This is a genomic window from Bacillus sp. FSL P4-0248, from assembly GCF_038593305.1.
Lineage (GTDB): Bacteria > Bacillota > Bacilli > Bacillales > Bacillaceae > Bacillus > Bacillus safensis.
In genome coordinates this window covers 2,436,441-2,451,926 of record NZ_CP151983.1, presented here as the reverse complement: position 1 = coordinate 2,451,926, position 15,486 = coordinate 2,436,441, and the positions used below count along the sequence as shown (strand labels likewise).

Here is a 15,486-nt window from a genome sequence, read left to right as displayed (position 1 = left end):
AAAGGAGAGAGTCAAATGGTAAAAGTATATTATAACGGTGATATTCAAGAAAACGTATTAAATGGTCAAAAGGTAGCAATCATTGGTTACGGTTCACAAGGTCATGCACATGCGTTGAACTTAAAAGAAAGTGGCGTAGATGTTATTGTCGGCGTGAGAAAAGGCGGATCTTATACAAAAGCACAAGAAGACGGCCATCAAGTGTTCACAGTAAAAGAAGCAGCAGCACAAGCAGACGTAGTCATGGTACTACTTCCAGATGAGCAGCAAAAGAAAGTATATGATGAAGAAATCAAAGATCAATTAGAAGCTGGCAACTCACTTGTATTCGCACACGGATTCAACGTTCACTTCCATCAAATTGTTCCTCCAAGTGACGTAGACGTGTATCTTGTAGCTCCAAAAGGTCCAGGACATCTTGTGAGAAGAACATATGAGCAAGGCGCTGGTGTACCTGCCCTATTTGCTATCTATCAAGATGTATCTGGCCAAGCGAAAGACAAAGCACTTGCTTATGCAAAAGCGATCGGCGGAGCAAGAGCGGGCGTTCTTGAAACAACATTTAAAGAAGAAACAGAAACGGATCTATTCGGTGAGCAGGCAGTTCTTTGTGGAGGTCTTACTTCACTAGTAAAAGCAGGATTCGAAACGTTAACAGAAGCTGGTTATCAGCCAGAGCTTGCATACTTCGAGTGTCTGCATGAACTGAAATTAATCGTTGACCTTATGTATGAAGAAGGATTAGAAGGCATGAGATATTCAATCTCTGATACAGCACAATGGGGTGACTTCGTATCAGGACCTCGTGTTGTGGATGCAAAAGTAAAAGAATCAATGAAAGCTGTTTTGACTGATATCCAAAACGGAACATTTGCAAAAGAATGGATTGTTGAAAACCAAGTGAATCGTCCGCGTTTCAATGCAATCAATGCAAATGAAAATGAGCACCAAATTGAAATCGTTGGTAGAAAGCTTCGTGAAATGATGCCTTTCGTTAAACAAGGAAAGAAAAAGGAAGCGGTGAGCGTCGGTGCGGAAAATTAATTTTTTTGACACAACACTTCGAGATGGAGAGCAATCTCCAGGAGTGAACTTAAATGCACAAGAAAAGCTAATCATTGCAAAGCAGCTTGAGCGCCTTGGGGTTAATATCATTGAAGCGGGTTTTCCCGCTTCATCCCGAGGGGATTTCTTAGGCGTACAAGAAATAGCAAGAACGATTAAAAGCTGTTCTGTAGCTGGTCTTGCACGATGTGTGAAAGGTGACATTGATGCTGCATGGGAAGCATTAAAAGATGGAGTGGAGCCAAGGCTTCATGTCTTTATTGCCACTTCTGACATTCACCTGAAGCATAAACTCAAGAAAACACGTGAAGAAGTCGTAGAACAGGCAGTCGCAATGGTGAAATATGCGAAAGAACGTTTTCCAGTTGTCCAATGGTCAGCAGAAGATGCGTGCCGTACAGATCTTGCTTTCTTGGCAGAAATTGTAGAAAAGGTGATTGACGCTGGGGCGAGTGTCATTAACTTGCCAGATACAGTTGGATACCTAGCGCCAAAAGAGTACGGAAACATCTTTAAATATATGAAGGAACACGTTCCAAATATCGACCGCGTCAACTTGTCCGCTCACTGTCACGATGATCTAGGAATGGCTGTGGCAAACTCACTTGCTGCCATTGAAAATGGAGCAGATCAAATTGAAACGGCTGTCAACGGAATTGGCGAGCGCGCTGGAAATGCTGCTTTAGAAGAAATTGCAGTAGCTCTTCATATTCGAAAAGACTTTTACCAGGTCGAATCAACGATTCAATTGAATGAAATTAAGCGTACAAGTGATGTAGTGAGCAAATACTCAGGAATGATTGTGCCGCGTAATAAAGCAGTCGTTGGAAACAACGCTTTTGCACATGAATCAGGTATTCACCAAGATGGTTTCCTCAAAGAAAAAACAACCTATGAAATTATTTCTCCAGAGCTTGTCGGTGTGACAACAGATGTGCTTGTCCTTGGAAAACACTCCGGAAGACACGCGTTTAAAGACCGTCTGAAAACACTAGGCTTTAAACTAACGGAAGACGAAATCAATAAATTCTTTGAGACTTTCAAGAACTTGACAGAGAAGAAGAAAGAAATTACAGATGATGATTTGATCTCTATTATATTAGAAGAAAAAGTAGCAGACCGAAAAATCGGCTATGAATTTGAAAGTCTGCAAGTGCACTATGGAACAGAACAAATGCCAACAGCAACAGTTTCTCTGAAAAACCAAGAAACACAGGAAGTCATTCAAGAAGCAGCTACAGGTGCAGGCAGTGTAGAGGCTGTGTACAACACGCTTGAGCGCTGTATGGAAGAAAGAATTCATTTGCTGGACTACCGCATTCAATCAAATGGAAAAGGCAGAGATGCACTAGCAGAAGTATATGTCACTGTTTCAATAGAAGGAAAAGAAACAGCAGGACGCGGTGTAGCGCAAGATGTACTTGAAGCATCGGCAAAAGCTTACGTCAATGCAGTGAACAGGCATTTAATCTTCAAATCAAATCTGATTGAAATTGAGAAACATCACGCGATTTCATAGGAAAGGAGGAAGGTTCTCATGAAAAAGAAAATTGCACTTTTGCCCGGCGATGGAATCGGACCGGAAGTCGTGACATCTGCAGTCGCAGTCCTTCAAGAGACAGCGGCTCAATTTAGACACGAATTCGAATTTGAAACTGCGCTAATTGGCGGTATCGCAATAGATGAAAAAAATAACCCGCTTCCAAAGGAAACAGTAGATGTATGCAAAGGCGCTGATGCGATTTTATTAGGAGCAGTCGGCGGACCAAAGTGGGATCAAAACCCGCCAGAGCTTCGTCCAGAAAAAGGCCTGCTCGCCATTCGTAAACAGCTGGACTTATTTGCCAACATCCGCCCTGTAAAGGTGTTCGATAGCTTAAGTGAGGCATCTCCGTTAAAACAAGATCACATTAACGGAGTTGATTTCGTCATCGTTCGTGAATTAACAGGCGGTCTCTATTTTGGTGAACCAAGCGAACGCTATACGGATGATGAAGGAAAAGAAGCTGCCGTTGATACGCTCCTTTATACAAAGGAAGAAATTGTCCGCGTATTAAAAGAAGCGTTCGATATGGCGTTAACAAGACGGAAAAAAGTGACGTCTGTGGATAAAGCGAATGTTCTTGCTTCTAGTAAACTATGGCGGGATGCAGTAGAAGAAGTTGCTGCCCAATATCCAGAAGTTGAATTTGAGCATATGCTCGTCGATAATGCTGCCATGCAGCTGATTTACAAGCCCGCTCAATTTGATGTCATTGTGACAGAGAATATGTTCGGCGATATTTTAAGTGACGAAGCTTCGATGATTACTGGATCACTCGGTATGCTGCCATCTGCTAGTTTATCAAGCACAGGTCTTCATTTATATGAGCCAATTCATGGTTCAGCACCCGATATTGCGGGGCAAAACGTTGCAAATCCTCTGGCAACCATTTTATCAGCAGCAAGCTTGCTTAGAACTTCCTTTGCATTAGAAGAAGAAGCGGCTGCAATAGAAGAAGCTGTCGAAGCTGTTCTTGCCTCTGGCAAACGAACAAAAGATTTAGCAGCAAAAGAGGGAACTTATCAAACGACTGAAGAAATCACTAATGCGGTTGTAGACGCACTCAAGCAGCGCGTGCAAACCATTGTGTAAATAGAATCTTGTGGAATTAGGTAGAGGGAGGAAAAGGGTTATGCCTCGAACAATCATCGAAAAAATATGGGATCAGCATGTAGTCAAAAGCGGCGAGGGAAAACCAGACCTTTTATATATTGATCTGCACTTGGTGCATGAAGTGACATCACCTCAAGCATTTGAAGGATTAAGACAAAAAGGGCGCAAGGTGAGAAGACCTCAAAACACGTTTGCGACGATGGATCACAACATCCCAACTGTGAATCGATTTGTGATCAAAGATGAGATTGCTAAAAAGCAAGTGAGTGCCTTAGAGCGCAACTGTGCGGAATTTGGCGTTCGTCTTGCTGACCTTCACAGTGTTGACCAAGGAATCGTCCATGTCGTTGGACCTGAGCTTGGATTGACACTTCCGGGGAAAACAATCGTTTGTGGAGATAGTCATACATCAACTCACGGCGCATTTGGTGCACTTGCCTTTGGGATCGGTACTAGTGAGGTTGAACATGTACTTTCTACACAAACACTTTGGCAGCAGCGTCCGAAAACGCTAGAAATTAGAGTAGACGGAAAGCTTCAAAAAGGGGTAACCGCCAAAGATGTCATTTTAGCCGTCATTGGTGCGCACGGCGTGAAGTTCGGCTCAGGTTATGTCATTGAATACACTGGGGAAGTATTCAGAAACATGACGATGGATGAGCGGATGACCGTTTGTAATATGTCAATTGAAGCAGGCGCAAGAGCAGGATTGATTGCACCTGATGAAGTCACCTTCGAATATTGCCGCGGCCGCAAATATGCACCGCAGGGCGAAGACTTCGAAGCAGCTATTAAAGAATGGGAAGAACTTAGAACAGATCCAGGTGCAACCTACGATAAAACCATTGTATTAGATGGAAATCAGATTTCACCAATGGTTACGTGGGGAATTAACCCAGGAATGGTACTCCCTGTGGATGCATCGATCCCAGGACCTGAGGACTTTGCACAAGAAGATGATCAAAAAGAAGCGATTCGTGCTTATGAATACATGGGTGTCCATCCGCATCAGCGTATAGAAGATATTACGATTGAGCATGTCTTTATCGGCTCATGTACGAACTCAAGAATGACTGATTTACGCCAAGCCGCTTCTATGATTGAAGGACAAAAAGTAGCAGATCATGTCAGAGCGATTGTGGTGCCTGGCTCTCAAAGTGTCAAATTGCAAGCAGAAAAAGAAGGTCTTCATGAAATCTTCCTTGAAGCAGGATTTGAATGGAGAGAATCAGGCTGCAGTATGTGCCTTAGTATGAATAACGATGTGGTACCGGAGGGTGAACGCTGCGCGTCCACATCAAACCGTAACTTTGAAGGGCGTCAAGGGAAGGGTGCGAGAACGCATCTTGTCAGCCCGGCAATGGCTGCAATGGCTGCGATACATGGCCGCTTTGTCGATGTCAGGAAGTTTAATCAAGAGAAAACAGTCGTGTAAGGAGTTGTCATAGATGGAGCCTTTAGTCACTCATAAAGGGAAAGCCGCTGTGCTTAACCGTATCAATGTAGATACAGATCAAATTATTCCGAAGCAATTTTTAAAAAGAATCGAACGAACAGGATATGGCCGCTTTGCATTTTTCGACTGGCGTTATTTAGCCGATGGCAGCCCAAATCCAGATTTCGAACTAAATCAGCCGATCTATGAAGGAGCATCCATTTTGATCGCAGGAGAAAACTTTGGCTGCGGATCATCTAGGGAACATGCTCCTTGGGCGCTTGATGATTATGGCTTTAAAATTGTCATCGCACCATCATTCGCAGATATATTTCATCAAAACTGCTTTAAAAACGGGATGCTTCCAATTCGTCTTGATTATGATGTGTGGAAAACCTTCGCTGCGTCATATGAGAACAAAGGGTATGAGATGACGGTTGATCTTGAAAAACAGCAGATAGAAGATCACGAAGGGAATATCACCCCTTTTCAAGTCGACCCTCACTGGAGAGAAATGCTCCTAAATGGTTATGATGAGATTTCATTAACATTACTATTAGAAGATGACATTCAAGCATTTGAAGAAAAGCGCAGCAGCTGGCTGCGCGCTTAAGCAACGAGAAGCTGTCCGCCCGAGGTGTGACGGCTTCTTTTTTGCATGAAAACCTCTCGTTACTTGTGTTTACTAATCTTCGTTGGTAAACTGATAAAAAATATGCGCCCGAAAGGAACGTAAGCATGAAGCATGACAAGAAGAAAGATAATGTCATTTTGTTTCCTGGTCTGAAAGAAAGACTGATTGAAAAAGGAATGGCAGCATTAAAAGATAAACAGTATCAAGAGGCGCTTCACTTGTTTTCAGAAGCAAAATCGTATGATGACGATGAAGAATCCGATATTCACCTCGGAATGGCCATTTGTTTTCTGGAGCTGGGTGAGCTGCAGGATGCAAAGCGTGTTTGTGAAAAAATGCTGCATGAAGGATATGGTCACTATTTCACTGTGCTACAAGTGTATATGACGATCTTAATTCAGCTGAAAGAATATGAAGAAGTCAAACAGACGATTGAGGCTGTGCTCGAGGAAAACCATCTTCCGGCAGAAAGCGCGGAGCATTTTTACAAGCTGCTCGAATTTAGCAGAAAAATGATCGAATCACCTGAAGAGATTTTAGATGAAGATGAGGACGCCGGAAGTGAGGTCAACATAGATGACATGCTGAAGCGTCCGGAAGAACAGGTCCAGTTCATTCATTCATTGAAAGACCGGAATATTACACCGCACATGGGTCTATTAAATACCATCTTACAAAACCCTGATGGGAACCCTTTGGTCAAATCAATGATCCTGCAGCTTCTGGCAGATCATGATGTGGCAAAGCCGGTTCATGTGACGAAATTCGGTGATTCTTTAACCCTTATTCCTTCTGAGGCTGTAAAGCCAGAGCAGATGCCGCTTCTTCAGCAAGTCCTTCGTATGCTTGATGACACGCTCGGCAATGAGAATCCGACCCTTTACCAAGGGGTGGAAGAGTTATGGCGCCGGCACTTATTTGTGCTGTATCCATTTCTTCCTAAATACACAGATCCAAGTCTTTGGGCAGCGGCACTTCATAAAGTCGGCTATGAAATGCATGGGATCGAGATTGAACTCGAAGAATTGCATCTATTGTATGAATTTAACGAACGAGAGCTGAGAGAAGCTTGCACAATGCTGAAAGATATTGAAGAAATTTCTTATTTGTAATTTGTCGATTTAGTTGAAAGACGGACTTGTTATGTTATAATATAATGGTTGTATTTGTGCATATATAGTGCAGTTGTCAGATTCCAACGGTTGAAAGACGATATGTATAATCAAGTCAAATGTTGTATACATAATGCAAGCTTCTTAGCGGAGTGCGTGGTTTTTGATTGGACGAAGTCTTTATGATGCTTTAGAATGGAGCAACGCACAATCTGAATAGATTTTTGGAGGGAAACACACATGTCAGTAAAATGGGAAAAACAAGAAGGTAACGAAGGCGTTCTAACTGTAGAAGTTGACGCTGAAACATTTAACAAAGCACTTGATGATGCATTTAAGAAAGTGGTTAAGCAAGTATCGATCCCTGGATTCCGTAAAGGGAAAGTACCACGTGGTCTTTTCGAGCAGCGTTTTGGTGTAGAATCTCTTTATCAAGATGCTTTAGATATTCTTCTTCCAGTTGAATATCCAAAAGCAATCGACGAAGCTGGTATCGAGCCAGTTGACCGCCCTGAAATCGATGTTGAGAAAATCGAAAAAGGCGAAAGCTTAATCTTCACTGCAAAAGTAACAGTGAAGCCTGAAGTAAAACTTGGTGACTACAAAGGTCTTAACGTAGAAAAAGACGACACAGCTGTCACTGATGAAGATGTACAAGAAGAGCTAAAAGGCATGCAAAACCGTCAAGCAGAGCTTGTTGTCAAAGAAGAAGGCGCAATCGAAAACGGCGATACAGTTGTTCTTGATTTCGAAGGATTCGTTGATGGAGAAGCATTCGAAGGCGGAAAAGCTGAGAACTACTCTCTTGAAGTTGGTTCTGGTTCATTCATCCCAGGTTTCGAAGAGCAATTAGTTGGTCTTGAAGCTGGCGCTGAAAAAGACGTAGAAGTTACATTCCCAGAAGAATACCACGCTGAAGACCTTGCAGGTAAACCAGCTGTATTCAAAGTGAAAATTCATGAAATCAAAGCAAAAGAACTTCCAGCACTTGACGATGAGTTCGCTAAAGATGTTGATGAAGAAGTAGAAACGCTTGCTGAATTAACTGAAAAAACGAAGAAACGTCTTGAAGAAGCAAAAGAAAACGAAGCAGAAGGAAAACTTCGTGAAGAGCTAGTTGCGAAAGCTTCTGAAAATGCGGAAGTTGACATCCCACAAGCGATGGTTGACACAGAGCTAGACCGCATGATGAAAGAATTCGAACAACGTCTTCAAATGCAAGGAATGAACCTTGAGCTTTACTTCCAATTCTCTGGACAAGATGAAGATGCGCTGAAAGAGCAAATGAAAGAAGATGCTGCTAAACGCGTAAAATCTAACCTAACACTTGAAGCAATTGCTGCTGCAGAAAACTTACAAGTGTCTGACGAAGAAGTGGAAGAAGAACTTTCAAAAATGGCTGAAGCATACAACATGCCAATTGAAAATATCAAACAAGCGATCGGATCTACTGAAGCAATGAAAGAAGATCTAAAAGTTCGTAAAGCAATTGATTTTCTTGTAGAAAACCGTTAATATGGTGCATAATAATAAAACAGGGCGCGAGTGACTCGTGCCTTGTTTTGTACAATTTTTGACTTATCATCGCTTCTTTTGGAAACGATAGTGTAAGTCGCATCTTTCTGTCATACATATCTCAATGTGCAGTGTTAGAAACACATCGTTACCGTCTTTTAGGAAAGTATGGTAAAATGCATACATACTGGACCCAGAAAGGTAGCTGACTGTTAGCTACAGGCAAGTGAAGAAGAATAAGGGGTGAAAGAATGTTTAAATTCAACGAGGAAAAAGGTCAATTAAAATGCTCGTTTTGCGGAAAAACGCAAGATCAAGTGCGTAAACTGGTCGCAGGACCTGGCGTATATATATGTGATGAATGTATCGAGCTTTGCACGGAAATAGTTGAAGAAGAGCTCGGCACAGAGGAAGAAGTTGAATTCAAGGATGTTCCGAAGCCTCATGAAATTCGGGAGATTCTTGATGAATATGTCATCGGACAAGACAATGCGAAAAAATCCTTAGCTGTAGCGGTGTATAACCACTACAAACGGATCAATTCCAACAGCAAGATTGATGATGTTGAGCTTTCGAAAAGTAATATTTCTATGATTGGACCAACAGGAAGCGGTAAAACATTACTTGCTCAAACACTTGCACGTATTTTAAATGTTCCATTTGCGATCGCAGATGCTACATCATTAACTGAAGCAGGTTATGTTGGTGAAGACGTAGAGAATATTTTACTAAAGCTGATCCAGGCAGCGGATTATGATGTAGAAAAAGCGGAAAAAGGCATTATCTACATCGATGAGATCGATAAAGTAGCAAGAAAATCAGAAAACCCTTCTATCACTCGCGATGTATCTGGGGAAGGCGTCCAGCAAGCCCTTTTGAAAATTCTTGAAGGAACAGTCGCTAGTGTACCGCCTCAAGGTGGACGTAAGCATCCGCATCAAGAATTCATTCAAATTGATACGACGAACATCCTCTTCATTTGTGGAGGAGCCTTTGACGGGATTGAGCAAATCATCAAACGCCGCTTAGGTCAAAAAGTAATTGGATTCGGTGCGGAAAATAAAGTCGAAGATCTTGAAAAAGAAGTCCTTCTATCAAAAGTACTGCCAGAAGACTTGCTTCGCTTCGGTTTAATTCCAGAATTCATCGGCCGCCTGCCGGTTATTGCAAGCCTAGAGCCGTTAGATGAAAAAGCACTTGTAGAAATCTTGACGAAGCCTAAAAATGCGCTTGTTAAGCAATATACAAAAATGCTTGAGCTTGACGATGTAGAGCTTGAATTTGAAGAAGATGCTCTTAGCGAAATTGCGAAAAAAGCAATTGAGCGTAAAACAGGGGCTCGTGGTCTTCGCTCGATCATTGAAGGCATCATGCTTGATGTCATGTTTGACCTTCCATCTCGTGATGATATTGAAAAATGTGTCATCACTGGTGCAACGGTTGCTGATGGTGAGCCGCCGCGTCTTGTGCTAAAGGATGGCACAGTCGTCAATAAAGATACAAAAACATCTGCATAAGAGAAGTTATCACTCCTGAATCATTTTGATTCAGGAGTTTTTTATTTATCGCAGAAGACGTGTTTATTCCGTCCAGCTCTAGGAAATACTAGCAGACAGAAACCAATACATACGATAGATGAAGGAGGGAGCACCGATTGAGCTGGACAGGAATCGTATTATTTATACAGCTGTTCTTTGGTATCGTCATCGGGCTGTACTTTTGGAACTTACTGCGAAATCAGCGCACACAAAAGGTGACGATAGACAAAGAATCAAAAAAAGAAATGGAAGCACTCAGAAAGATGCGGTCAATCAAGCTGAGTGAGCCTTTATCAGAGAGAGTCCGGCCAAAGGGATTTCAAGATATTGTAGGGCAGGAAGACGGCATTCGTGCTCTAAAAGCAGCGCTGTGCGGACCGAATCCTCAGCATGTCATTGTCTACGGACCCCCGGGTGTTGGTAAAACAGCCGCTGCCCGTCTTGTCATGGAAGAAGCGAAACGTCATGCTGATTCACCGTTTAAGAAAGATGCGGTATTTGTAGAGCTCGATGCCACAACCGCAAGATTCGATGAACGAGGTATCGCAGACCCGCTCATTGGTTCCGTGCATGACCCGATTTACCAAGGGGCGGGAGCGATGGGACAGGCAGGCATTCCGCAGCCAAAACAAGGAGCCGTTACGCATGCGCATGGCGGGGTTCTGTTTATAGATGAAATTGGGGAACTGCATCCGATTCAAATGAACAAAATGCTGAAAGTCCTTGAAGATCGGAAAGTATTTTTAGACAGTGCCTACTACAGTGAGGAAAACACTCAAATTCCGAATCACATTCATGACATTTTTCAAAATGGACTTCCGGCTGATTTTCGATTGATAGGTGCCACGACAAGAACACCTGAAGAAATTCCACCAGCGATTCGATCGAGGTGTTTGGAAATTTTCTTTAAGGACCTTGACCAGCATGAACTGAAAATTGTCGCTGCTAAGGCTGTCCAGAAAATCCAAAAGGAATTATGTGATGAAGGGCTGAACCTGTTAACCTCTTATGTGAAAAATGGCCGTGAAGCAGTCAATATGGTGCAGATCGCCGCTGGAATGGCCGTCACAGAAAATCGAAAAGACATCACGATCGCCGATGTCGAGTGGGTCATTCACTCAAGCCAGCTGACACCAAGATATGAACAAAAAGTACCGGAAAAGCCAAAAGTCGGTGTAGTGAATGGTCTGGCAGTCTACGGACCAAACAGCGGTGCCTTGCTCGAGATTGAAGTGAATATATGTAAGGCACTCGAAAAAGGAAGTATCAACATTACAGGCATTGCAGAAGAAGAAAGCATTGGCAGTCAATCGAAATCCATTAGACGAAAAAGTATGGCTAAAGGATCAGTTGAAAATGTATTAACAGTGCTGAGAAACTTGGGCATACGGACAAATGAATATGACATCCATATTAATTTTCCAGGCGGTGCCCCTATTGATGGACCGTCTGCTGGGATTGCCATGGCGGCGGCGATTTTCTCTGCCATTCATCAAATCCCGATTGATCATCTGACAGCGATGACAGGTGAAATCGGATTGCAGGGTCAGGTGAAGCCGATCGGCGGTGTGATACCAAAGATTAAGGCGGCGAAACAGGCCGGTGCCACAACCGTAATTATTCCTTATGACAACCAGCAGTCGATCTTAAAAGAGATTGAAGGCGTCACCATTGTGCCTGTGAAGCACTTCCAAGAAGTGCTGGATCAGTGTTTGGTCAACCCGCCAGACGAGAAGAAAGATGGACTAGAAGAGGAAATGAAAAGAAAATCTGTTTAATCCCCATCACATATGGGGATTTTTTAGTGAAATAGATCTTTTTTTCTTTTTCAAGATAAAAAGAAAGGGTATACTACGGTAAGATCATCATTTCTCAAGTCTTTTACATTGTACAAGACTGAAACAGGTATATTATAATGATTCATACTAGTGACGGAGGTGTCAATCAACATGGCAGATGAAATCAAAAAGAATGTTCCGCTCCTTCCACTGCGAGGCTTGCTTGTTTATCCAACAATGGTCTTGCATTTGGACGTTGGACGCGAGAAGTCTGTTCAAGCTTTAGAACAGGCGATGATGAACGATCATATGATTTTTCTAGCAACGCAGCGGGAAATTTCAATAGATGAACCAGGTGAAGAGGAAATTTTCAAAGTCGGCACCTACACAAAAATCAAACAAATGCTGAAGCTGCCGAATGGAACGATTCGTGTACTCGTTGAAGGCTTAAATCGAGCGCAGATCGAATCATACGTGGAGCTTGAGGACTATACGTCCGTCGATATTAAAGAATTGGCAGAAGAAGAATTAAAAGACGCAGAAGCAGAAGCACTCATGCGCACTTTGTTAGATCACTTTGATCAGTACATAAAAATTTCAAAAAAAATCTCAGCTGAAACATATGCAACGGTGACGGATATTGAAGAACCGGGGAGAATGGCAGATATCGTCGCTTCTCACCTGCCGCTCAAGTTAAAGGACAAGCAAGAAGTGCTGGAAACAGTGGATGTCAAAAAACGTCTGAATCGCGTCATCAGCTTAATCCACAATGAAAAAGAAGTGCTGGAAATTGAAAAGAAAATTGGACAGCGCGTCAAACGTTCAATGGAACGAACTCAAAAAGAATATTATTTGCGTGAACAAATGAAAGCCATTCAAAAGGAGCTTGGAGACAAGGAAGGAAAAACAGGCGAAGTCAGTTCATTAATGTCTAAAATTGAAGAGTCCAGCATGCCGGATTCTGTTCGTGAAACGGCGTTAAAAGAATTGAACCGTTATGAAAAAATTCCTTCAAGCTCTGCGGAGAGCTCTGTCATTCGAAATTATATTGATTGGCTGATCAATCTTCCATGGGGCATTTATACAGAAGATCGTCTAGATTTAAAACTTGCAAGTGAAATTTTAGATGATGAGCATCATGGGCTGGAGAAAGTCAAAGAACGTGTGCTTGAATACCTTGCTGTACAGAAGCTGACCAATTCATTAAAAGGACCGATTCTTTGCTTAGCAGGACCTCCTGGGGTAGGGAAAACGTCACTTGCCAAATCGATTGCTAAATCACTTGACCGAAAGTTTATCCGCATCTCTCTTGGCGGTGTGCGAGATGAATCTGAGATTCGTGGACATAGAAGAACGTATGTAGGGGCGATGCCAGGCCGTATCATTCGCGGGATGAGTAAGGCAGGCACTATGAATCCAGTGTTTCTTTTAGATGAAATCGATAAGATGTCCTCTGATTTTAGAGGTGATCCGTCCTCTGCGATGCTTGAAGTGCTGGACCCTGAGCAAAATCACAACTTTAGCGACCACTATATTGAAGAGACATTTGATTTATCGCAGGTGTTATTTATTGCCACTGCCAACAATTTAGCAACCATTCCAGGTCCACTTCGTGATAGAATGGAGATTATCACGATTGCAGGGTATACAGAGGTTGAAAAAGCAGAGATTGTGAAAGACCATCTTCTGCCGAAGCAGCTAAAGGAGCACGGATTAAAGAAAGGGAACTTGCAGCTTCGTGAAGCCGCGATTTATGATACGATTCGCTATTACACAAGAGAAGCGGGTGTTCGTGGATTAGAGCGTCAGCTTGCGTCCATTTGCCGAAAAGCAGCAAAAGCGATTGTGGCTGAAGACCGCAAACGCATCACAGTGACGGAAAAGAACTTATCTGAATTTCTCGGAAAAAGACTTTACCGTTATGGTCAGGCTGAAACGACAGACCAAGTGGGGGTTGTCACAGGACTTGCGTATACGACTGTTGGCGGAGACACTTTATCAATTGAGGTATCACTCTCGCCTGGTAAAGGCAAGCTCTTGTTAACAGGTAAGCTTGGTGATGTCATGAGAGAATCTGCACAGGCGGCATTCAGTTATATTCGATCCAAAGCAGATGAACTGAACATTGATCCTAATTTTAATGAAAAGCACGATATTCATATCCATGTTCCAGAGGGTGCGGTTCCAAAGGACGGGCCATCAGCTGGTATCACCATTGCGACGGCTCTTGTATCAGCACTCACAGGACGTCCTGTGTCAAAAGAGGTTGGTATGACAGGAGAGATAACGTTAAGAGGAAGAGTGCTTCCGATTGGCGGACTAAAAGAAAAAGCATTAGGCGCACATCGTGCAGGATTGAAAACCATTATTCTTCCAAAGGACAATGAGAAGGATATTGATGATATTCCTGAAAGTGTGAGAGAAGGACTAACCTTTATTCCGGTCTCACATTTAGATGAGGTGCTTGAGAAAGCGTTGGTAGGAGAGGGAAGATGAAAGTAACAAAATCAGATATCGTCATTAGTGCGGTGAAACCAGAGCAGTACCCGAGCGGCGGGCTGCCTGAAATCGCGCTTGCTGGACGATCAAATGTTGGAAAATCCTCGTTCATCAACTCATTGATTAATCGTAAAAATTTAGCGCGTACGTCTTCTAAACCAGGTAAGACACAGACGCTTAATTTCTACATTATTAATGATATGCTCCATTTTGTGGACGTTCCGGGCTACGGTTTTGCCAAAGTATCAAAAACAGAGCGCGAAGCCTGGGGTAGAATGATCGAAACGTATATTACAATGCGTGAAGAATTAAAAGCAGTTGTCCAAATTGTGGATCTGCGCCATAAGCCATCAGTAGACGATGTGAACATGTATGAATTCCTTAAATATTACGGAGTTCCCGTGATCGTCATCGCAACAAAAGCGGATAAAATTCCAAAAGGCAAATGGGAAAAACATGCGAAAGTCGTCAAACAGACGCTAGACATTGACCCATCAGATGAACTCATCTTATTCTCTTCTGAAACAAAAAAGGGAAAAGACGAAGCCTGGAATGCGATCCTTGCGAAAGTAAACGGCTAAAAAAAGCATCTGCCATGAGCAGATGCTTTTTTATTGTATAAGTTATTTCCTTTTTAAAAATAATAAGAGGAGACTGACAGCAATCAGTACATAAGGCCAGTACAATTCAAAGCCAGAAGTAGGAATCGAAAGGGAACTTAGCTGTTTTGTAATTTGCTGAAAGAAATAAAGGAACAGACCGAGTGCGATCAGCACAACACTTTCAATACGATATTCTTTTTTCTGAGATGATTTCACAAAGAGTGCAAGTCCTACGATGAACACAATCATTGTAAATGTGTCTGGCCAGTGGTCCAATTTAGGCTGAAGAATAAAGTGTAGCGAAAGGCCTGTCATAAGCATACCGATAAACACATGAGCGCTTTCTTGCTCCTTCTTTCCTTGATATAAAAAAGCGAGACCAAAAAGCAGTACAAGTGTATACCATTTCTCTTGATCCTTCCAAATGTCAAATTGACCTCCTGAGAGAATGGCATATAGCGCTACAGCCAGTAAAGTAAGCGGCAGCAAAATGGATTTCTTCTTCAAAGATGTCACCTTCTTTTAAGCAGATCATTTGTCCGCACGCGCCAAATCTGGTAAATTGCTTGAAGTGATGATATGGCATAAACAGTGTCGAACATTTTTCTACTATATCACAACATTTTTGAAATCTGTTCACAATTTTTATCCA

12 protein-coding genes are annotated in these 15,486 nt (G+C 42.5%); 11 read left to right on the top strand and 1 reads right to left on the bottom strand.

All coding sequences use genetic code 11. From position 1 onward, the window contains the following. Positions 1 to 15 precede the first annotated feature (15 nt). The 11 genes from ilvC to yihA all read left to right on the top strand — a co-directional run bounded on the left by ilvC (position 16) and on the right by yihA (position 14,813). Entirely contained in the window at positions 16 to 1,044 is a 1,029-nt protein-coding gene (gene ilvC, locus NST65_RS12535) for a ketol-acid reductoisomerase (protein WP_024423187.1), read from the top strand. Continuing rightward, complete coding sequence (locus NST65_RS12530; RefSeq protein WP_034279793.1) at positions 1,031 to 2,584, top strand: 2-isopropylmalate synthase; 1,554 nt, start codon at positions 1,031 to 1,033, stop codon at positions 2,582 to 2,584. Before ilvC ends, NST65_RS12530 begins: the two co-directional genes overlap by 14 nt. Positions 2,585 to 2,602: 18 nt before the next feature. Next, positions 2,603 to 3,700 (top strand): 3-isopropylmalate dehydrogenase, encoded by a 1,098-nt coding sequence (gene leuB / locus NST65_RS12525; protein WP_061109432.1) that lies wholly within the window; start codon positions 2,603 to 2,605, stop codon positions 3,698 to 3,700. Positions 3,701 to 3,740: 40 nt separating this feature from the next. Beyond that, a complete protein-coding gene (gene leuC / locus NST65_RS12520) occupies positions 3,741 to 5,156 on the top strand; it encodes a 3-isopropylmalate dehydratase large subunit (RefSeq protein WP_025092482.1) in 1,416 nt (471 codons plus the stop codon). A 13-nt stretch (positions 5,157 to 5,169) separates the two neighbouring features. After that, entirely contained in the window at positions 5,170 to 5,769 is a 600-nt protein-coding gene (leuD, locus tag NST65_RS12515; RefSeq protein WP_024423183.1) for a 3-isopropylmalate dehydratase small subunit, read from the top strand. Positions 5,770 to 5,894: 125 nt separating this feature from the next. Then, the gene (gene ddcA, locus NST65_RS12510) at positions 5,895 to 6,902 is read left to right on the top strand and encodes a DNA damage checkpoint antagonist DdcA (RefSeq protein ID WP_041107110.1); all 1,008 of its coding nucleotides are present in this window, start codon (positions 5,895 to 5,897) and stop codon (positions 6,900 to 6,902) included. A 240-nt stretch (positions 6,903 to 7,142) separates the two neighbouring features. After that, complete coding sequence (gene tig, locus NST65_RS12505; protein ID WP_034279803.1) at positions 7,143 to 8,417, top strand: trigger factor; 1,275 nt, start codon at positions 7,143 to 7,145, stop codon at positions 8,415 to 8,417. A 251-nt stretch (positions 8,418 to 8,668) separates the two neighbouring features. Beyond that, positions 8,669 to 9,934, top strand: a complete 1,266-nt coding sequence (gene clpX, locus NST65_RS12500) for an ATP-dependent protease ATP-binding subunit ClpX (protein ID WP_024423180.1) — start codon at positions 8,669 to 8,671, stop codon at positions 9,932 to 9,934. A 137-nt stretch (positions 9,935 to 10,071) separates the two neighbouring features. Beyond that, entirely contained in the window at positions 10,072 to 11,733 is a 1,662-nt protein-coding gene (gene lonB, locus NST65_RS12495; RefSeq protein WP_024423179.1) for an ATP-dependent protease LonB, read from the top strand. A 171-nt stretch (positions 11,734 to 11,904) separates the two neighbouring features. Further along, on the top strand, positions 11,905 to 14,229 hold the full coding sequence (gene lon / locus NST65_RS12490; RefSeq protein WP_070326433.1) for an endopeptidase La: 2,325 nt from the start codon (positions 11,905 to 11,907) through the stop codon (positions 14,227 to 14,229). Next, positions 14,226 to 14,813: a ribosome biogenesis GTP-binding protein YihA/YsxC gene (gene yihA, locus NST65_RS12485; RefSeq protein WP_024423177.1), complete on the top strand. Its 588-nt coding sequence runs from the start codon at positions 14,226 to 14,228 to the stop codon at positions 14,811 to 14,813. Before lon ends, yihA begins: the two co-directional genes overlap by 4 nt. A gap of 42 nt (positions 14,814 to 14,855) precedes the next feature. Here yihA and NST65_RS12480 read toward each other — a convergent pair whose 3' ends face one another. Beyond that, positions 14,856 to 15,341, bottom strand: coding sequence for a hypothetical protein (locus NST65_RS12480; RefSeq protein WP_034279808.1), 486 nt, complete (start codon positions 15,339 to 15,341; stop codon positions 14,856 to 14,858). Positions 15,342 to 15,486 lie beyond the last annotated feature (145 nt).